Here is a 17,806-nt window from a genome sequence, read left to right on the forward strand (position 1 = left end):
CGGCCCCAGGTCATGGTCACCATCGACTACCGCGACCTCCTCGAACGCCTCCACCGCCTCCAACGAGACACCGGCGCCGCCGCCGGCGGGGTCGGCAAGTTCAGCGGGACCGGCGCCGGCGGGGTCGCCGGCGGGGTCGGCAGCGCGGCGGACGCCACCGGACACGGCCCCGGGGCGGGCCCGCTCGGGTTCACCGGCACCGGGACCCTGGCCTTCACCGGCCCCGTCACCGCAGCGACCATCCGCAAGATCGCCTGCGACGCGGACATCATCCCCGTCCTGCTCGGATCCCAGGGCCGGATCCTGGACATCGGCCGCACCACCCGGATCTTCCCGCCCCACATCCGCAAAGCCATCACCGCCCGCGACCAAGGCTGCGCCTTCCCCGGCTGCACCATCCCTGCACCCTGGTGCGAAGCCCACCACATCACCTACTGGTCCAGAGGCGGCACCACGTCCACCAACAACGGAACACTCCTCTGCTCCCACCATCACCACCTGACCCACAAAGAACAATGGACCATCCAGATCCGCGCCGGGATCCCCTGGTTCATCCCGCCACCCCACCTCGACCCACGCCAAACACCACGAAGAAACCACTACTTCAGATGCTGAACAACGCAGCCGACGTCGGCGGTGAACTGGGGCACGCGGCGCGGTATCACCTGCCGAGGACGAAGATCCCGTCCGGGCCGGCGGCGGTGCGGCGTTGGCCGGCGTTTGAATAGACACTCACTGACCAAGGCGAATCCTGGCTGAACGGGCTCAGGTGCCAATCTGAAAAACGGTGGGTCAGGGTGAGACCCGAGCCGGTGGCCACCAGATCTTGCTACGCGGGTCCACGCCGTAGGCCAGATGGCCGCGGTTTCGAAGGGCACCGACCGCCGACCCGATTCCACAGCCGAGATCCAAGATGCGGGCTTGTCGCGGACTCAGCATGTCAACGAATCGTGCGTCGACTTCGAGGTCGCAACCGGAGACGGCCAGGCCGCGCATCTTGGCGGCGTACGCAGCGTAGTCGGGTCCGTGGTTCACGGAATCAGTCTGCCACGGAGGGCGCGGCCGCCCTCGGGCTCAGCGCCGCCAGCGATACGGCGTCGTCGTGGACACCCGGACCAAGCCATAGCGTTCCAGAATCGGTCGTGAATATTCGGTTGAATCGCTGTGGATGAGCGTCTTGCCGAGGGACATCGCCGCGCGTGCACGGGCTGCGGTGACCGCGCGGTAAATCCCCCGGCCGCGCCATTCCTCGCGTGTGGCGCCGCCCCAGATGCCCGCGAAGTCGGTGTCCGGTACCGGTTCCAGGCGCCCGGCGCTGACGATCACCCCTTGGTGCTCGGCGACCCACAGCTCCATCCCGTCGCCGCGGGCCATTCGGCGCAGGATTGCTTCTGCGTTTCCGTCAGAGACGGGGCTGCCGAAGACTTCGTCCTGCATGGCGCTCATGGCGCGGATGTCCGGTTCGTCCGTAACCCGCCGCAGGCTCACCCCGGGCGGCAGGTCCACGTCGACGTCGAGCGCGCTGGCATCCCCGATCATGACCGACTCTGTCTCGTCTGGCTCAAACCCGTTCTCCAGCAGCGCCTCATGCAGCCCGGGCGCATTGTCGTGGCCCCGGGTTTTCCATTCGACCCGCACGATATCCGGATCCGCGCGGTAGAACGCCACCGTTTCAGCCACCCACCGCGCGATCGTCGCCGCGTCGGCTCCGGCCAGGTCCTGATAGGTCACGAATCCGCGGCCGCCCGCGAAGGTCACCAGCCGCAACGGACCCAAACGCTCGACGGCGACCGCACTGGGGGTCTCCGCATCGGTGCGGAGCTGCTGGTCGTACGCCGTAAGGAGTTTGGAAGTAGTCATCGGACCTCACGCTACAGCGACGGGGGCACGGTTCGGCGCGGGAAACCGTACTCCTCGACCAGGATTTCTTCTACGGAAGCGCGCTGTGCGGTTTCTAACCGTCGCGAACCACCTCTGCCACGAATGGGGAGAAATCCTCCTGAATTCCGACGCCCATCCGGACCTTGGCGCGCACCCTTGGAACTTCACTCCGCCGCTGATCCTCGACACGCAGGCGTCCACGGCTCTGGGATACCAGCCCGCTGGACGCGTGGCGCAGCGCGATCCCGCCGAGTACCTGTCCGCCCTCGATGATCCATCGGTAGGTGCAACGGGCCGACTCCTGAGCCAGTCGTTCCAGCCACGCCTCGAAACCGTCCGGGGACTCGACGTCGTCGTCCGGCAGCAGCCCGAAGCCGTCCTCGTGAAGACCCGGCCCCCACTCGGCGTGTGCCTCGAGCCAAGCAGCGCGCAGACCTAGAGAAGGAACAGTCAGGGCTGGCATACCGCCACTATATCGATGCCGTCCGGCACCAGAGCCGTCCGGCCGTCGCGGTAAAGTGTCACCGGAAGATTCCTTCCCGGTCCCGCCACACATTCTTGAAAGGCTCGCTGCAATGAGCATGCTCGGCACCAAATGGAAGATCCACGGAAACGGTAAGTCCATCCGCCCCGGCGAGGTCGTCAGGCCGGATGAACGCCTCGCGTGGCCCCTGACAATCGGCGTGGGCATGCAGCACGTTGTCGCCATGTTCGGCGCCACCTTCCTGGTGCCGATCATCACCGGCATGCCGCCGGCCACCACCCTGTTCTTCTCCGGCATCGGCACCCTGCTGTTCCTGGTCATCACGCAGGGCCGGGTGCCCAGCTACCTCGGCTCCTCCTTCGCGTTCATCGCCCCGATCATGGCCTCGCAACAGCAGTACGGGATCCCCGGCGCGCTGGGCGGCGTGGTGCTGGCCGGCGTCGGGCTGGCCATCATCGGCGCCATCGTGCAGAAGTTCGGGGCGGGCTGGATCAACCGGCTCATGCCGCCGATCGTCACCGGCGCCATCGTGGGGCTGATCGGCCTGAACCTGGCCCCGGCCGCCAAGAACAACTTCGACGCCGCCCCCATCACCGCGCTGATCACCCTCGCCGTGATCATCGTGGTCAGCGTCTTCTTCCGCGGCATCCTTGGCCGCCTCAGCATCCTGGTCGGCGTCGTGGTGGGCTACCTCGTTGCGATGATCCGCGGCGAGATCAACTTCGCCAAGGTCGACGCAGCCGCCTGGCTCGGGCTCCCGCACTTCCAGACCCCCGAATTTCACCTCGGCGTCGTCGGCCTCTTCGTCCCGGTGGTGCTCGTGCTGGTGGCGGAGAACATCGGCCACGTGAAATCGGTCTCCGCCATGACGGGGCAGAACCTCGACGGCGTGTCCGGCCGCGCCTTGATGGCCGACGGCGCCGCGACCGTCCTCGCCGGCCTGGGCGGCGGATCCGGCACCACCACCTACGCCGAAAACATCGGCGTCATGGCCGCAACGAAGGTCTATTCGACGGCGGCCTACTGGGTGGCGGGCATCTTCGCCGTCGTGCTGAGCTTCTCGCCGAAGTTCGGCGAACTGATCGCGACCGTCCCGGCCGGCGTGCTCGGCGGCGCAGCCACCATGCTCTACGGCATGATCGGCGTCCTGGGCGTGAAGATCTGGGTGCAGAACAAGGTCAACTTCTCGAACCCGATCAACCTCACCACCGCCGCAGTGGCCCTGATTGTCGGCATCGCGGATTACACCTGGACCATTGGTGACCTCAAGTTCACCGGCATCGCCCTTGGCTCCGCGGCCGCCCTGGTGATCTACCACGGCATGAAGGCCATCGCGAAGGCCCGCGGCACCGTGGCCGAACCGGAGACCGAAGACGCCGCGCCCGTCGCAGCGGCCAGGGCTGCAGTCAACGCCGCGGCGAAGCGCTCCCCGAAGAAGCGCCGCTAGCCGCCCCGCCGCTACACAAAAAGGCCGGCGCCCTCCCACCATGCGGTGGCAGGGCGCCGGCCTTCGGCGTGTCCGCGGCGGCTTAGCCGGCGTCGAACGAATCCTTGTCTTCGCTGTCACGGTCCTTCGGTGACTGCTCTTCCGGCAGGTCCGTGCCGCTGCCGTCCGGAATTCCGGCGGCGTCCTGGCCGGACTCCGAGGAGAACGGCCGCCCCGGCTCGGGTTCCTCGGTGTTGGCCGCATCCATCTCCGCGTCCGAGGAGGGCACCGCGCCGCCGCTTTCGGCTGCCGCTTCGTTGCCCTGCTCGAATCCGGGTTCGCTGCTTTCGTTTTCCGCGTTCATCTGTTCCTCCGTTCCTCCGAAGCGTCCGGCTCCGGGTTCTCCTGCACTGTCCTGGTCCTCGGCGCCGAACTGGTTCAGGTCCGGTGTCCCCGCCGGGTAGGTCTCGCCGTCCGGGCTGTCCTGGTTGAGGCCCGCGGCATCGAACGCCTCTTCGTCGCGGGGCTGCGCAAACGTCTTCGCGTCCCCGCCGGGCAGTTCCTGCTCGGCGGTGGGGGTTCCGTAGCCGCCCGCTTCCTCTTCGATGGGGCGTCCTTGCTGGTCCTGAGTCATGTCGTTCCTCCTGCTTTCTGGCATTCGGCCGGTCGAGTCTGGATGATCGGATCTGGAGTCCAGCCGCGCCCGGGAGCGCGGCCTTTCCGTGTTTTCCACCGTACCCGAAAAATCCTCAGTAAGCTTAGTACCGAGCTGATTTTGTGTTTTCAGGCCACGTTGACCGCCATCCCGTGCCGGGCGCACGGAAGGTGGCCGCAGGTGAAACTCGAAAGGGAGCAACGATGCCCAACGCCGAAGAAACCCGGAACGATGGCCGGGACGAAACCTTCGACGAGAAGATGGACCGCAACTGGGCCGAACTGTTGCAGGAGCTGCGGGTTCTCCAGACCGGCGTCCAAATCCTGGCCGGTTTCCTGCTGACCTTGCCGTTCCAGTCCCGCTTCGAGACGCTGGACGGATTCCAGCTGACGCTCTACCTCAGCAACGTCGTCCTGGCCGCCCTAACCACCGCCCTGATCCTGCTGCCGGTGAGCGCGCATCGCCGGCTCTTCCGCAAGGGGCTCAAGGACACCCTCGTGGCCAGTGCGGACCGGATCGCGAAAGTGGCCCTGGCCGGCGTCGCCCTTCTGAGCGTGGGCACCTCTTCGCTGGTATTTGACGTGACAGCGGGACGGACCGCCGGGCTTACCGCCGGCGGCGCGCTGCTGGCCCTACTGTTGATCCTGCTCGTGCTGATTCCCAACAGGCTCCGCCGCAAGGCCGGACGGGAGTAGGCCATGACCGGAACCGCACCTCACACGATCCACCCAGAGTCGGGAGCAAGAATGCGCAAGTGGGCCAAGGAACACGGACTGCTGCTGGCGAACATCGGACTTTTCGTCGTCTTCTTCGGCGGCATGGTCATCAGCGGGGCCGCGGACTACAGCGAGGACCAGCTCGCCCACGGCCAGTCCGCCGTCGGAATCTTCGAGTATCTGGGTACCGGCGCGTTCCTGGAGGCGACCTTCGAGAACTGGGAGTCGGAGTTCCTGCAGATGGGCATGTACGTCATCCTGACGGTGTTCCTCTTCCAGAAGGGTTCCTCCGAGTCCAAGCCGATGGGGAAAAAGGCCCCGCAGGACGAGGATCCGCGGCACGCCACGATCAAGGCGGCGACGCCGTGGCCGGTGCGCCGCGGCGGTTGGGTGCTGAAACTCTACGAGCACTCACTTTCGATCATGTTCCTGCTGCTGTTCCTGATGTCGGTCGCGCTCCACGCGGTTGGCGGCAGCGAGGAGTACAGCCAGGAGCAGCAGGCCCATGGCCAGCCCCCGGTCACCGTGCTGGGGTACCTCGCGACGAGCCGCTTCTGGTTCGAGTCATTCCAGAACTGGCAGAGCGAGTTCCTTGCCGTCGCCGTGCTGGTCGGCGCCTCCGTGTATCTGCGGGAGAAGGGCTCCCCCGAGTCCAAACCAGTGGCCGAACCGCACTACGAGACCGGAACCTAGGGCGGGGGCGCCTACTCTGCAGGCTTATCCCTGCGCTCGGCAGCGCCGCCCGGCAGCTCCTCCGCGTCGGCAGGCGCGTAGGTGTGGTCGAACGGCATCTCGTTGAGGTCAAGGTTTTCGTTGGCCTCCTGCCCGGCTACGAGTTCGTGCGCCTCCTCTAGCGTGTCGACGCTTGGCATGGATCCCATCAGCGGACGGCCGGCAGTCTCCTTGATGAAGTAAACCGCCACCGCCCCGATCGCCGACGTTGCCATCAGGTAGTACGCCGGCATCATTTCGTTCCCCGACGCCGCGATCAGGGACGCGATGATGAACGGCGCCGTGCCGCCGAAGATGGCCACGGCAAAGTTGTAGGCAATGCCCATGGCTCCATAGCGGCTGGCGGTCGGGAAGAGCGCGGGCAGCGTGGAGGCCAGGTTCGCCACGTAGAACGTCAGCGGGAAGGCGATCAGCGCCAGCCCCAGCAGCGTGGACCAGATGGCCCCGACGCCGATCAGGAGGAAGGCCGGGGCGGCCAGGATGACTGTGCCCAGCGAACCGATCCACAGGACAGGCCGCCGCCCGATCCGGTCCGAGAGCCGCCCGGTCAGCGGAATCGCGGCGGACATCAGGACCAGGATCGGGATGGTCAGCAGGGTTCCGTGGAGCTCGTCATAGCCCTTGTTGGATGTCAGGTAGGTGGGCATGTAGGACGTCAGCGCGTAGCCGACCGTATTCGCGGCGGCCACCAGGACCATGGCGAGCAGGATGCCGCGCCAATGCGAGGCGAAAATGGCGACCGGGCCCTTGGTTTCCGCGGCCTCCCCCGCCGGACCGCCGGCACCCTGTGCGTCCAGGCTGGCCTGGAAGGCCGGGGACTCCTCGATCTTCATCCGGAAATAGATGGCTATGAGACCCAGCGGACCGGCAATCAGGAACGGGATCCGCCAGCCCCACGCCTCCATCACGTCGCCGCCCAGCGTGACCTGCAGGAGCGTCACGAGCGCCGCGCCGATGGCGAAGCCCATGTAGCTGCCGAGGTCCAGGAAGCTGGCAAAGTAGCCGCGGCGGGCGTCCGGGGCGTGTTCGCTGACGAACGTCGTGGCACCGGCGTATTCGCCGCCCGTCGAGAACCCCTGAATGAGCTTGGTCGCCACAAGCAGGACGGCCGCCCAGATGCCGAGGACGGCGTAACCGGGCAGTAGCCCCACCACAAAGGTGGAGGCCGCCATGATGATGAGCGTCATGGCAAGGACCCGCTGCCGGCCGATCTTGTCACCCAGCCAGCCAAAGAACACCCCGCCCAGCGGACGGGCGATGAAGGTGGCGCCGAAGGTCCCGAGCAGGAAAAGGTTCTGCACTGTCTTGTCCGCTTCCGGCAGGAAGACCGGCCCCATGGTGGTGATCAGGTAGCCGAACACGCCGACGTCGTACCATTCCATCGTGTTCCCGACGATGGTGCCGCCGAGGGCCTTGCGCATAACGCGCCTGTCCACGACGTTGATATGTTCGACCTCCAGCCGGCGTTCCTGGAGCTTGGGCCGGCGGGGGCTGTTGCGCTTCATGGACATTTCGGTCTCCTGGGCAGGGCCACTGTTTTGCGCGTGGCCCTGGCAGGGACTCACGGCCCCCAATTGAAAAAAGTTTATCGGGGCTGGCGCGTCCGAAACCAGAGTCAAACCATCACGAATGCGCGATCCCGGCCGCGCGGCTAGGCCCCCTCAAGCACCTGGCTGGTGGCCCAGGCCAGGTATTTCGCGGCGTTGGCGATGGCGTCGGCCGCGCTTGGCGCCACGTCCAGCAGCTGGGCGGCGGCGACCACCCCGTGGCGCTCAAGGTCCTCGGGGGTGACGAGAATCCGGCCGGCGACCATGATGACCGGGATGCCCAGCTCGCGGGCGGCGTCGGCCAGCGCAATCGGCGCCTTCCCGGTCAGCGACTGCGAATCCAGCGAGCCCTCGCCCGTGATCACCAGGTCCGCGTCCACGAGCTTCGCGGCGAGTCCGGTGAGCCCGGCCACGAGTTCAAAGCCGCCCTCCAGCGAAGCGTTGCTCAAGGCCAGGAACGACGCCGGGAAGCCGCCGGCGGCGCCCGCGCCCGGGACGTTGACGTCACGGCCGGTCGCCTGCCGCAGCACCGAGGCCCAGTTGCGCAGCCCGGCGTCGAGCACCTCCACGGCCTCCTCATCAGCGCCCTTCTGGGCGCCAAAGACGTGCGCGGCGCCGTCGGGTCCGTAGAGCGGGTTCTGCACGTCCACGGCAATCCTGAACTTCACGGCCGCCAGCCGCGGGTCCAGGCCGCTGAGATCCACGGCGGCCACGTCGCCGAGCGAGCCGCCGCCGAGCGGCACTACATTGCCGGCGGCGTCCACCGGCTTCAGGCCCAGGGCGCGCAGGGCGCCGCTGCCGCCGTCGCTCATGGCCGAGCCACCCACGCCAAGCACGATTTCGGTGGCGCCGGCGTCCAGCGCGGCCGCGATCAGCTGTCCGCACCCGTAGCTGTGGGCCCGCAGGGCGTTGGCCGGCGTCGGCTCCATGTGCGCGAGTCCGGACGCCTGCGCCGTCTCGATGACGGCGGTCACCCCGCCGAAGGCGTCCTTGCGGATCGCCCAGGCCGCCCCGATCGGGGCCAGGATCGGCCCGACGACGGCGTTCAGGCGCTCCTCGTACCCGGCGGCGACCGCCGCCTCCAAGGTGCCCTCGCCGCCGTCGGCCACGGGGAACTGGATGGCCTCGGCCTCGGGGTAGACGCGCAGGGCGCCCTCGGCAATGGCGGCGGCGGCCTCGGCGGCGGTCAGGGAGCCCTTGAACTTGTCCGGGGCGATCAGGATACGCATGGCTCCATCCTGCCAGCCCGCGCCGACAATTCCTTTCCGAGACAAGGCCGGGAGCGCCGGAGTATCGTGGGCACTTCCGGGCCGCCGGGGCTCCTCCCGCGGCCGGCCGTGGCAGTTCCGGCCCGCCCAGCGGGCCGGCGAGCAGGAGGTAACGGTGAGCAACATGGGACGCACCGGCGGCAGCTTGCCGGGCATCACGGGACTCGTCCTGGTCCGGCACGGGGAAAGTGAAGGCAACGTGGCCGCCACCCTCGCGCATCAGGCCGGGGCACACGTCATCAACGTCCCGGCGCGCGACGCCGACGTCGGACTCTCGGACACCGGCCGGGAACAAGCGCTGGCGCTGGGCCGGTTGCTGGCCGGCGTCCCCGAGCCGGGCCGCGCCGCCGTGTGGTCCTCCCCCTACGCCCGCGCCCGGCAGACCGCCGAACTCGCCGTCCAGACCGGCGGGTGGCGGGTGCAGGTCCGGCTGGACGAGCGGCTCCGCGACCGCGAGCTCGGCATCCTGGACATGCTGACCTCCGCGGGTGTGGAGGCGCGGCTGCCGGAGGAAGCCCAGCGCCGGCGGTGGCTCGGGAAGTTCTACTACCGGCCGCCGGGCGGCGAATCATGGGCCGACGTCGTGCTGCGGCTCCGCTCGCTGCTGGCCGACCTGGATCGCGACCATGCCGGAGAAGAGGTCCTGCTGGTCTGCCACGACGCCTTGATCGTGCTGTTCCGCTACATTCTGCAGGGCCTCTCGGAGTCCGAGCTGCTGGACATTGCCGCCACCACCAGCATTCTCAACGCCTCCGTCAGCCGCTTTGTCCGCACGGACGGGCTGGGGGCGTGGGAGCTGGAGAGCTTCAACATGGCGGACCATCTGGCGGAGCAGGGCGTCCCCGTCACCGAGCATGCAGGGGACGCGGATGTCCACCCGCGCTAAATCCTCGCCCGCGGTGCAGCTGACACCCACGCTGCTGCGCGGCTGGCCGCTGCCCGGCGGCGGTTCCGGCAAGGACGACCGCGGTTCGGTGCTGGTGGTGGGAGGCGCCCGCAAGACGCCCGGGGCCGCCCTGCTCGCCGGCGTCGCGGCCCTGCGCTCCGGTGCCGGCCGTCTGACCCTGGCGGTGGCGGAGTCGACGGCGGTGCAACTGGCGGTGGCCTTCCCGGAGTCCGGCGTCGTGGGGCTGCCGGAGACGGGCCACGGCTCGGTCAAGGGCTCCGGGGCGTCGCTGCTGGCAGACGAGGCCAGCGCCGCTGACGCCATCCTCGTCGGACCCGGCCTGGACGACAAGGACGAGACCCTGTCGTTGCTGCGGGGGCTGCTGCCGCCGGGCCGGTCGCAGCCGAAGCGCGGACCCGCCGTCGTCCTCGATGCCTACGCCCTGGGCTGCCTGCCCGAGCTGGCCGAGGAAGTGCAGCCCTGGGCCGGCCGGCTGATCCTGACCCCCAACGTCACCGAGGGAGGCATCCTGTTGGGCCGGGACCTAGAGGATCTTCAGCAGGATGTTCCACGGATCGCCGACAAGTACCAGGCCGTGGTGAGCTGCCAGGGGGTGATCGCGGAGCCCGGCGGGAGCTTGTGGGAAATCACCACCGGACACAGCGGCCTGGGCACTTCGGGAAGCGGCGACGTGCTGGCCGGCGCCATCGCCGGCCTGCGGGCCCGCGGGACCACCGATGCGCAGGCCGCCTGCTGGGGCTCCCACCTGCATGCCGCTGCCGGCGACCGGCTGGCGAGCAGGCTGGGCGGACTCGGCTATCTGGCGCGCGAGCTCTGCGATGAGTTGCCGGCGCTGATGGTGGAACTCAGCAGTTGAGCGGGACGCGGGACCGCCGCTGGTCAGGGCAGGACATCAGTCCGGCCACTGCCCGCGTTCCTGCAGGACGGTCTTCAGCAGGTCCGCGCGGTCAGTGACGATACCGTCGACGCCGAGGTCCAGCAGGCGGTGCATCTCGGCAGCCTCGTTGATGGTCCAGACGTGGACGTGCAGGCCGTGGCGGTGGGCGCGGCGGACGAACCCGGCCGTCACCACCGGCACGGCCCCGTAGCGGACCGGGACCTGCAGGGCGTGCACATCGCGGAGCGGGCGGGCCGTCACCCGGCGCAGCAGGCCCGCCGGAAGCAGCGGCCCCAGCAGCACGAAGAGGGCGTTGGAGGCCATGCCGGCGGAGCTTGCGGCCGGCCGGCTCAGGCGCCGCAGCACGGCGCGCCGGCGGCGGTCGGAGAAGCTGGCGATGAGGACGCGGTCATGCAGGCCGTACTGCTCGATCGCCGCGGCCAGGGTGGCCACCGAGTTCCAGTCCTTGACGTCGAGGTTCAGCCGGACCTCCGGAAATTCCGCGACCAGCTCCTCCAGCAGCGGGATCGGCTCCGCGCCAGCGATCCTGGCCCGGGCCACTGTTTCGGCCGGGAGCTCGGAAATCCGGCCGCTGCCGTCCGTGACCCGGTCCAGCGTTTCGTCGTGGAAGAGCAGCAGGACGCCGTCGGCGGTGGTGTGCACGTCCGCTTCCAGGTACCGGTAACCGAGTGCGACGGCGGCGCGGAACGCGGCCATCGAGTTCTCGGCGCCCTTGGGCGAGAATCCGCGGTGGGCCATCGCCACGGGCGCTCCGGCAGCGCCGCCGGGGGCGAGGAAGGGGTGCGGGAGGGTCACTCCTGAAGCGTACCGGAGCCAGGCCGGCCGTTGCCGGAACGCGGGCTCAGGAGCCGTGCGGCAGGATTTCCACCCCGTCGCTGCAGTGCAGCAATGTCCGGCCGCCGCCGTCGAGGTCCACCCACACCGTGGTGTGGTCCGGCGTCACCGCGTCGACGAACCCGCCGGTCTCAAACCCGGGCGAGAGCCGTACCCGGACCCGGTCGCCCTGGCGCAGACTCTTCCAGTGCGCGTCCGGGTCCACCCGCCGGAGCGGCTGGTCATCACTATGTCGGTTGCCGTACCTGGCCATGATTGCCCCACCATCAGTCAAAAGATCCGTTCGGTCACGCCAGCCTAAGAGGCCAAGGTGAACGGCAGTTGTCCGTCAGCTGGGAATCCCGTGTCCGCCGGGCGGCGTCGGTTTAGGGGAGCCGGACACCCAGCTCGGCGAGCTTGGCTTCGAGGATCTGGGCCACGCCGTCGTCGTCGAAATGCGGTGCCTGCTGGCCGGCCGCCCGGATGGCCTCGGGGTGTCCGCTGGCCATGGCGTAGCCGTGCCCGGCCCAGCGCAGCATCTCGATGTCGTTGGGCATGTCGCCGAAGGCCACCACCTCGTGCGCCTGGACGCCCAGGGACGCCGCGTATTCGGCGAGGGTCACGGCCTTGTTGACGCCGGGCAGCGACAGCTCCAGCAGCGCGATGTTGGGGGCCGAGTGTGTGGCGGCGGCCAGATGCGCGACGGCGGGCGAGACCTCGGCGAGGAACTCATCCGCGGTGCCCTCCCGGACGATCGCGAGGAACTTCACGACGGCGTCGTCCGCCGTGAGCGTGTCCTGCAGCGGGGCGGGCGTGAATTCGGCGAGCAGTCCGCTGGAGCCGGTTCCGAGGAACCCGGGTTCCAGGTGGAAGCCGGCGAGGGTTTCCGCGGCGAACAGCGCGGAAGGACGGAGCCGCTGGATGATTCGGCGGGCTTCGAAGACGGCGTCGAGCTCCAGGGCCCGGGCGGAGACCATACGGTCGGCCTCCAGGTCCCACACCACCGCGCCGTTGGAGCAGATCACGGTTCCGGTGTGGCCGAGTTGCTCCTGCAGGGGGTGCAGCCAGCGCGGCGGACGGCCGGTGACGAACACCAGTTCCACCCCGGCGTCGCGGCAGGCGTGGAATGCGCGCACGGTCCGGTCGCTGATTTTGCCGTCGTGGCCCAGGATCGTTCCGTCAATATCACTTGCTACCAGCCGCATACTGCCAGTCTACGTTGGCTGCGCCTGGGACTCGGGCGGGCCGGTTCCAAGACCCGCACGACGCCAGTCAGTGCCGTTCGTACAGGCCGGTCAGGCTCGCCCGGGCCAGGGTGTGCGGCCCGAGCTTGGCTTCCAGCTTGGCCGGGGATGCGCCGGCGTCGAGCCCGGACTTTTCCACGTTCAGGGCGTGCACCGTGATGACGTAGCGGTGCGGGCCGTGGCCCTTGGGCGGGGCGGCCCCCAGGTAGCCGGCGGAACCGCCGTCGTTCCGGAGCTGGAAGGCGCCCAGCGGCAGGCCTCCGCCGTGCCGCGATCCCGCCCCCGCGGCCAGCGAGGTGACGTCCGCCGGGATGTCCAGCACGGCCCAGTGCCAGAAGCCGCCGTGGCCCGGCGCATCGGGGTCGAACACCGTGACGGCGTAGCTTCGGGTGCCGGCCGGCGCGCCGCCCCAGTGCAGCGGCGGCGATTCATCCTTGCCGCCGGGACCGGTCGCGGCGCCGCGCTGGGCCGCCGGCAGGATCTGGCCGTCCTCGAAGGTGTCGCTGCGTAGGCTGAAGGCTGCCATGGCTTCCTCTCAATTGCTGGTTAGGCCCGCACTTTCAGGGCCCAGTTCCATCCGGTTCAGTTCGGCCCGGGTGGGCGGGTTGGCCCCGGCGCGGGAGACCGTGACGGCGGCCGCCGCGGCGGCGTGGCCGAGGAGTTCGCGCAGGCTCCCGGCGGAAAGCTCGCGCAGCTCCTTGCGGTTCTGGGCCCCATTGAGGCCCAGGTCCACGACGCCGGAGAGCAGCGCGGCCATGAAGGAATCCCCGGCACCGACGGTGTCCGCCACCTTCACCGACGGGGCCGGGACGTGCGCCTCGCCGGCGGCATTGACGGCCCACGGGCCGGCGGCGCCGCGCGTGACCACCACCATGGCGGGGCCCTCCGAGCCGCCGAGCGAGAGCCACCGGCGGGCCGACTCCAGCGGATCTACGCCGGGGTAGAGCCATTCCAGGTCCTCGTCGGAGGCCTTCACCACGTCCGCGAGCGTGACGAACTTTTCAGCCTGGTGGCGCGCATAGTCGGCATCGGTGATGATGCTGGGGCGGCAGTTGGGATCGAAGCTGATGGTCGCCGAAGGATGGGCATGCTCGACGGCGGCGAGCACCTCCGCGGCGCCCGGCGCCAGCATCGTGGCGATCGAGCCGGTATGCAGCAGCGTGCTGCCCTGCAGCATGAACGGCAGCCGGTCCGCGAGGCCGGGGAGCTCCCAGGCGAGGTCGAAGGTGTAGCTCGCGGCGCCGTCGTCGTCAATCAGTGCGGTGGCCACCGACGTCGGCAGCTCATCCGGTCCCAGCGGGAGCAGCACCGAACTGGACTTGAGGTGCGCCGCGACGGATTCCCCGTAGGCGTCCCGGCCGTAGCGGCCGATGAACTGCACCGGGTGGTCCAGCCGGGCCAGGCCCACCGCGACGTTCAAGGGGCTGCCGCCGACGTGGGCCTGGATACCTGAGGAGCGCTGGACAACATCAACCAGGGCCTCACCAATGACTGTGAGCATGGTCATACTCTGCCAGAGAACGCCGCCCGGCGCCGCTCTAGGGGATGATTTGATTAGATACCCCCAGGGGTATAGCCTGAAGGAATGCCGGCCCCTGACACCGAGCCCTCGCCCCGCCGCACCGGCGCGCCAAGCGCCGTGGTCCTGGGGCTGCGCCAAAACGTTGCCCAGTTCATGCTGCTCGTTGCGGTCAACGCCCTCGTCGGCGGCACCCTCGGCCAGGAACGCACAGTGCTTCCGCTGCTCGCCAGCGACGTGTTCCATCTCGACAAATACACGAGCGCCCTGACCTACATCCTGGCCTTCGGACTGGCCAAGGCCGCCACCAACTACTTCGCCGGGACGCTCTCGGACCGCTATGGGCGTAAGCCGGTGCTGGTGGCCGGCTGGCTGATCGCGCTGCCCGTGCCGCTGCTGCTGATCTTCGGCACCAGCTGGTCCTGGATCGTGGCCGCCAACGTGATCCTGGGCGTCAGCCAGGGCCTGACCTGGTCCACCACGGTGGTCATGAAGATGGACCTGGTCGGCCCGAACCGGCGCGGCCTCGCGATGGGCTTCAACGAGGCCGCGGGCTACCTGGGCGTGGCCGGCACGGCCCTGGTCACCGGCTACCTCGCGGCGTCCTACGGCCTGCGGCCGGCGCCGTTCCTGCTCGGCGCCGCCTACATCGCCCTGGGGCTCGGCCTGTCCGTGCTCGCCGTCAAGGAAACGCACCACCACGCGAAAACCGAGGCCGCAAACCACGTCGACGCGCACAGCGGTGCCGGCGCGGCGCTCAGCACCCGCGAAATCTTCACCCTGACCAGCTTCCGGGACCGCTCCCTCTCCTCGGTGAGCCAGGCCGGGCTGGTGAACAATCTCAACGACGGCCTGGCCTGGGGCCTGTTCCCGGTCCTCTTCGCCGGCGCCGGCCTCTCGATCGAGCGCATCGGCATCCTCGCCGCGGTATACCCGGCGGTCTGGGGTGCGGTGCAACTGGTCACCGGCGCCGCCTCGGACCGGCTGGGGCGCAAGTGGCTGATCGCGGGCGGCATGTTTATCCAGGCCGTGGGCCTGGCCATCGTGGCGGCCGGCCATGGCTTCGAAATTTGGCTCCTCGCGGCCGTCCTGCTCGGCGTCGGCACGGCGATGGTCTACCCCACCCTGCTGGCGGCCATCGGCGATGTGGCCCACCCGCAGTGGCGGGCGCGTTCGGTCGGCATCTACCGCTTGTGGCGCGACGGCGGCTTTGCCGTGGGCGCGCTGCTGTCCGGGATACTAGCGGACGCCTACGGCATTCCGGTGGCGATCGCCGTCGTCGCCGCCTTGACGGCGGCGTCCGGGCTCATCGTCGCGGTCCGGATGCGCGGCACCGACCACCACGCATAGCGCCGGCCCGCGCCGGTTCAGCGCTCCGGGCCGGTTCAGCGCTCCGCGCCGCCCTCCTGGTAGACGTCGGGAATCCCGTCATTGTCCGAGTCGCGCCGCTCCTCTTCCTCCGCCAGCCGGTACTGCCGGTTGCGGGTGCGGAGCACCACGCTCGCCAGCAGGGCGGCCAGCAACGACGCCGCCAGGATGCCAACCTTGGCGTGGTCGTCATGGAGGCTGCCGTTTCCGAAGCTGAGCTCCGCCACCAGCAGCGACACGGTGAAGCCAATCCCGGCCAGGATCGAGACGCCGAACACATCGATCCACTTGAACGAGTTGTCCAGACGCGCCTTGGTCACCTTGGTGAGTAGCCAGGTGGTACCCAGGATGCCCGCCGGTTTGCCCAGGACGAGGGCCAGGATGATGCCCACGGCGACCGGGTCCGCCAGCGCCGAGCCCAGCCCGTCCCAGCCGCCCACGGCAACGCCGGCGGAGAAGAAGGCGAAGACCGGCACCGCGACGCCGGCCGAGATCGGCCGGAAGCGGTGCTCGAAGATTTCCGAAAGCCCCGGTCCGGCTTCCGGTCCCCCGCTGGCCTGGGAGCGGAGCACCGGGATCGCGAAGCCGAGCAGGACGCCGGCCACAGTCGCGTGGATGCCCGAGGCGTGCACCAGGGCCCAGGTGGCCAGGCCGAGGGGCAGCAGGATGAACCACGCCGCGGGGGCCTTCAGCCCGAAGAACCGGCGGTACCGGTGCGCCAGGTAGGTGTACAGGCCCAGGGGCAGCAGTGCCAGCAGCAGGGGGGCCAGCTGGAGGTCGCTGGAGTAGAACACGGCAATGATGGTGATGGCGATCAGGTCATCCACCACGGCGAGGGTGAGCAGGAAGATCCGCAACGCACTCGGCAGGTGCGAGCCGATGATCGCGAGGACCGCGACGGCGAAGGCTATGTCCGTGGCGGTGGGGATCGCCCAGCCCCGCAGCGTTTCCGGACTGCCGAGGTTGACGACGGCGTAGATCAACGCCGGGATGATCACCCCGCCGGCGGCAGCGGCGACCGGCACGATCGACTTGTCCAGCTGGCGAAGGTCGCCGGCCACGAACTCGCGCTTGAGCTCCAGGCCGACCAGGAAAAAGAAGATGGCGAGCAGTCCGTCGGCCGCCCAGGCCCCCAGGCTGAGGTCCAGGTGCCAGGGTTCGTAGCCGATTTTGAAGTCGCGGAGGGCGAAGTAGCTCTCCGAGGCCGGCGAGTTGGCCCAGATCAGCGCGGCGACGGCCGCGAACACGAGCAGGGCTCCGCCGACGGTTTCCTTACGGAGGATTTCGCCGATGCGCAGGGATTCGGCGTAACTGCCGCGGCCGAAGATGGTCGGGCGCGGCGTGCCGGACGGGGGCGCGGGAGGAGGTGTGTGGCTCATGCGGAAGTCCTAAAAATTGGGTCGACTGAACTATGCCGACCAGACTTCCCGGCGCACCTGAACCCAGTCTATGTGATGACGCGGCTGCCCTCGGGGTTCAGCCCAGCAGTTGCTGCACGAGTTCGCGGCATTTCCGGTAGGCGGCCGCCTTCGGGTCGATCAGCGCGAAGTGGTCTCCGGGGACCTTGAGGAACTGGACCGGGGCGCCGCTGGCCTTGGCCGCGGCGGAGTAGGCCTCGGACTGGCTCATGGGCACAGTATCGTCCTCGGTGGTGTGCACGGCGTACACCGGAACCCGGAGCGGCACCGCGCTCATGGGGTCGGCGAACTTATGCCGTTTAGGGTATTTTTCCGAGGAACCGCCCAGGAAGTTGCTCACCGCGCCGTTGCTCAGGTTGAGCCGCTCCGCCTCGGCCAGGTTCAGCAGCCCGGACTGGCTGACGACGCCGGTGAGGTGCACCGCGCCGTCGTCGTCGTCCTTGCGCTGCAGCTGGCGGTCCGCGTCCGGGGCGCCGAGCTGGCCGAGCCGGCTGCGGCCGGCCGCCCAGACGGCCAGGTGCCCGCCGGCGGAGTGGCCGAGCGCAACGACGCGGTCCAGGCCGAGGCCGTGTTCGCCGGCGATGTCGCGGAGCTTGTCGATTCCGGCGAGGACGTCCGCGAAGGTGTGCGGCCAGCCCCCGCCGTTGCCGGCCCGGCGGTACTCCAGGTTCCAGGCGGCCACGCCGTGCGCAGCGAGGTCCTTGGCCAGCGGTTCGCCGAGCTCGGCGCCGTACTGCGAACGCCAATAGCCGCCGTGGATGACCACCACGACGCCCCTGGGCTCGGCCGCGTCCGGGAGGAAAAGTTCCCCCCACTGGCTCGGGTCGTCGCCGTAGTGGTACTTCTGCCGCTTCACTGTGTCCTCCTTGGGGCCCGGTGAACAGGCAGCGACCGCCCCCAATGTCGCCGCCGCTGCGACCGCGAATAAAG

At 69.2% G+C, this 17,806-nt stretch carries 19 protein-coding genes; 8 read left to right on the forward strand and 11 right to left on the reverse strand.

The features are described 5' to 3' along the window. Positions 1-615, forward strand: a 615-nt coding sequence (locus HNO80_RS11385) for an HNH endonuclease (protein WP_249777308.1), incomplete at its 5' end; no start/stop codon positions are given. Positions 616-1,074: 459 nt separating this feature from the next. Here the strand turns inward: HNO80_RS11385 and HNO80_RS11390 are convergent. Further along, entirely contained in the window at positions 1,075-1,860 is a 786-nt protein-coding gene (locus tag HNO80_RS11390; protein ID WP_175322974.1) for a GNAT family N-acetyltransferase, read from the reverse strand. Between the two features lie 85 nt (positions 1,861-1,945). On the opposite strand from HNO80_RS11390, the gene HNO80_RS11395 reads away from it, so the two are divergent. Together HNO80_RS11395 and HNO80_RS11400 are read left to right on the forward strand one after the other, a co-directional pair. Further along, positions 1,946-2,320, forward strand: coding sequence for a hypothetical protein (locus tag HNO80_RS11395; protein ID WP_175322975.1), 375 nt, complete (start codon positions 1,946-1,948; stop codon positions 2,318-2,320). 136 nt (positions 2,321-2,456) lie between these two features. Beyond that, positions 2,457-3,812 carry a uracil-xanthine permease family protein gene (locus HNO80_RS11400; protein WP_175322976.1) on the forward strand — a complete coding sequence of 452 codons (1,356 nt, stop codon included), beginning with the start codon at positions 2,457-2,459 and terminating at the stop codon, positions 3,810-3,812. A gap of 82 nt (positions 3,813-3,894) precedes the next feature. On the opposite strand, the gene HNO80_RS11405 is transcribed toward HNO80_RS11400, so the two are convergent. Next, complete coding sequence (locus HNO80_RS11405; protein WP_175322977.1) at positions 3,895-4,425, reverse strand: hypothetical protein; 531 nt, start codon at positions 4,423-4,425, stop codon at positions 3,895-3,897. Between the two features lie 224 nt (positions 4,426-4,649). Here HNO80_RS11405 and HNO80_RS11410 point away from each other — a divergent pair, with 224 nt between their 5' ends. Next, positions 4,650-5,141, forward strand: a complete 492-nt coding sequence (locus HNO80_RS11410) for a DUF6328 family protein (protein WP_175322978.1) — start codon at positions 4,650-4,652, stop codon at positions 5,139-5,141. Positions 5,142-5,144: 3 nt separating this feature from the next. After that, on the forward strand, positions 5,145-5,855 hold the full coding sequence (locus tag HNO80_RS11415) for a DUF6766 family protein (RefSeq protein WP_349627339.1): 711 nt from the start codon (positions 5,145-5,147) through the stop codon (positions 5,853-5,855). Positions 5,856-5,866: 11 nt separating this feature from the next. Here HNO80_RS11415 and HNO80_RS11420 read toward each other — a convergent pair whose 3' ends face one another. Further along, a complete protein-coding gene (locus tag HNO80_RS11420) occupies positions 5,867-7,405 on the reverse strand; it encodes an MFS transporter (protein WP_175322979.1) in 1,539 nt (512 codons plus the stop codon). A gap of 140 nt (positions 7,406-7,545) precedes the next feature. After that, positions 7,546-8,670 carry a glycerate kinase gene (locus HNO80_RS11425; RefSeq protein WP_175322980.1) on the reverse strand — a complete coding sequence of 375 codons (1,125 nt, stop codon included), beginning with the start codon at positions 8,668-8,670 and terminating at the stop codon, positions 7,546-7,548. Positions 8,671-8,833: 163 nt separating this feature from the next. Between HNO80_RS11425 and HNO80_RS11430 the strand changes: the two genes are divergently transcribed. Both HNO80_RS11430 and HNO80_RS11435 read left to right on the forward strand, forming a co-directional pair. Further along, a complete protein-coding gene (locus HNO80_RS11430) occupies positions 8,834-9,595 on the forward strand; it encodes a histidine phosphatase family protein (RefSeq protein WP_175323074.1) in 762 nt (253 codons plus the stop codon). Continuing rightward, the gene (locus HNO80_RS11435; RefSeq protein ID WP_175322981.1) at positions 9,579-10,472 is read left to right on the forward strand and encodes an NAD(P)H-hydrate dehydratase; all 894 of its coding nucleotides are present in this window, start codon (positions 9,579-9,581) and stop codon (positions 10,470-10,472) included. The genes HNO80_RS11430 and HNO80_RS11435 overlap by 17 nt, the downstream gene beginning before the upstream one ends. Positions 10,473-10,508: 36 nt before the next feature. On the opposite strand, the gene HNO80_RS11440 is transcribed toward HNO80_RS11435, so the two are convergent. The 5 genes from HNO80_RS11440 to HNO80_RS11460 all read right to left on the reverse strand — a co-directional run bounded on the left by HNO80_RS11440 (position 10,509) and on the right by HNO80_RS11460 (position 14,072). Continuing rightward, complete coding sequence (locus HNO80_RS11440) at positions 10,509-11,309, reverse strand: glycerophosphodiester phosphodiesterase family protein (protein ID WP_349627340.1); 801 nt, start codon at positions 11,307-11,309, stop codon at positions 10,509-10,511. Positions 11,310-11,355: 46 nt separating this feature from the next. Then, entirely contained in the window at positions 11,356-11,601 is a 246-nt protein-coding gene (locus HNO80_RS11445) for a hypothetical protein (protein WP_175322982.1), read from the reverse strand. A 112-nt stretch (positions 11,602-11,713) separates the two neighbouring features. Further along, the gene (locus HNO80_RS11450; protein ID WP_175322983.1) at positions 11,714-12,532 is read right to left on the reverse strand and encodes an HAD family hydrolase; all 819 of its coding nucleotides are present in this window, start codon (positions 12,530-12,532) and stop codon (positions 11,714-11,716) included. A gap of 67 nt (positions 12,533-12,599) precedes the next feature. Further along, a complete protein-coding gene (locus HNO80_RS11455; RefSeq protein WP_175322984.1) occupies positions 12,600-13,097 on the reverse strand; it encodes a YbhB/YbcL family Raf kinase inhibitor-like protein in 498 nt (165 codons plus the stop codon). Positions 13,098-13,106: 9 nt separating this feature from the next. Next, the gene (locus HNO80_RS11460) at positions 13,107-14,072 is read right to left on the reverse strand and encodes a carbohydrate kinase family protein (RefSeq protein WP_175322985.1); all 966 of its coding nucleotides are present in this window, start codon (positions 14,070-14,072) and stop codon (positions 13,107-13,109) included. Positions 14,073-14,156: 84 nt separating this feature from the next. Between HNO80_RS11460 and HNO80_RS11465 the strand changes: the two genes are divergently transcribed. Beyond that, complete coding sequence (locus HNO80_RS11465; RefSeq protein ID WP_249777309.1) at positions 14,157-15,440, forward strand: MFS transporter; 1,284 nt, start codon at positions 14,157-14,159, stop codon at positions 15,438-15,440. Positions 15,441-15,475: 35 nt separating this feature from the next. On the opposite strand, the gene nhaA is transcribed toward HNO80_RS11465, so the two are convergent. Both nhaA and HNO80_RS11475 read right to left on the reverse strand, forming a co-directional pair. Beyond that, on the reverse strand, positions 15,476-16,837 hold the full coding sequence (gene nhaA / locus HNO80_RS11470; protein ID WP_175322986.1) for a Na+/H+ antiporter NhaA: 1,362 nt from the start codon (positions 16,835-16,837) through the stop codon (positions 15,476-15,478). A gap of 97 nt (positions 16,838-16,934) precedes the next feature. After that, positions 16,935-17,732, reverse strand: a complete 798-nt coding sequence (locus HNO80_RS11475) for an alpha/beta hydrolase (RefSeq protein WP_175322987.1) — start codon at positions 17,730-17,732, stop codon at positions 16,935-16,937. Positions 17,733-17,806 lie beyond the last annotated feature (74 nt).

The organism is Arthrobacter sp. C9C5 (assembly GCF_013359735.1).
Classification (GTDB): Bacteria; Actinomycetota; Actinomycetes; order Actinomycetales; family Micrococcaceae; genus Arthrobacter.

Excerpts from the sequence above, each read along its gene's own strand:
- HNO80_RS11445 (WP_175322982.1), bottom strand. The coding sequence starts at position 11,601 with ATGGCCAGGTACGGCAACCGACATAGTGATGACCAGCCGCTCCGGCGG.
- HNO80_RS11450 (WP_175322983.1), bottom strand. The coding sequence starts at position 12,532 with ATGCGGCTGGTAGCAAGTGATATTGACGGAACGATCCTGGGCCACGAC.
- HNO80_RS11420 (WP_175322979.1), bottom strand. The coding sequence starts at position 7,405 with ATGTCCATGAAGCGCAACAGCCCCCGCCGGCCCAAGCTCCAGGAACGC.
- nhaA (WP_175322986.1), bottom strand. The coding sequence starts at position 16,837 with ATGAGCCACACACCTCCTCCCGCGCCCCCGTCCGGCACGCCGCGCCCG.
- HNO80_RS11405 (WP_175322977.1), bottom strand. The coding sequence starts at position 4,425 with ATGACTCAGGACCAGCAAGGACGCCCCATCGAAGAGGAAGCGGGCGGC.
- HNO80_RS11435 (WP_175322981.1), top strand. The coding sequence starts at position 9,579 with ATGTCCACCCGCGCTAAATCCTCGCCCGCGGTGCAGCTGACACCCACG.
- HNO80_RS11460 (WP_175322985.1), bottom strand. The coding sequence starts at position 14,072 with ATGCTCACAGTCATTGGTGAGGCCCTGGTTGATGTTGTCCAGCGCTCC.
- HNO80_RS11425 (WP_175322980.1), bottom strand. The coding sequence starts at position 8,670 with ATGCGTATCCTGATCGCCCCGGACAAGTTCAAGGGCTCCCTGACCGCC.
- HNO80_RS11400 (WP_175322976.1), top strand. The coding sequence starts at position 2,457 with ATGAGCATGCTCGGCACCAAATGGAAGATCCACGGAAACGGTAAGTCC.
- HNO80_RS11465 (WP_249777309.1), top strand. The coding sequence starts at position 14,157 with ATGCCGGCCCCTGACACCGAGCCCTCGCCCCGCCGCACCGGCGCGCCA.
- HNO80_RS11415 (WP_349627339.1), top strand. The coding sequence starts at position 5,145 with ATGACCGGAACCGCACCTCACACGATCCACCCAGAGTCGGGAGCAAGA.
- HNO80_RS11430 (WP_175323074.1), top strand. The coding sequence starts at position 8,834 with ATGGGACGCACCGGCGGCAGCTTGCCGGGCATCACGGGACTCGTCCTG.
- HNO80_RS11455 (WP_175322984.1), bottom strand. The coding sequence starts at position 13,097 with ATGGCAGCCTTCAGCCTACGCAGCGACACCTTCGAGGACGGCCAGATC.
- HNO80_RS11390 (WP_175322974.1), bottom strand. The coding sequence starts at position 1,860 with ATGACTACTTCCAAACTCCTTACGGCGTACGACCAGCAGCTCCGCACC.
- HNO80_RS11410 (WP_175322978.1), top strand. The coding sequence starts at position 4,650 with ATGCCCAACGCCGAAGAAACCCGGAACGATGGCCGGGACGAAACCTTC.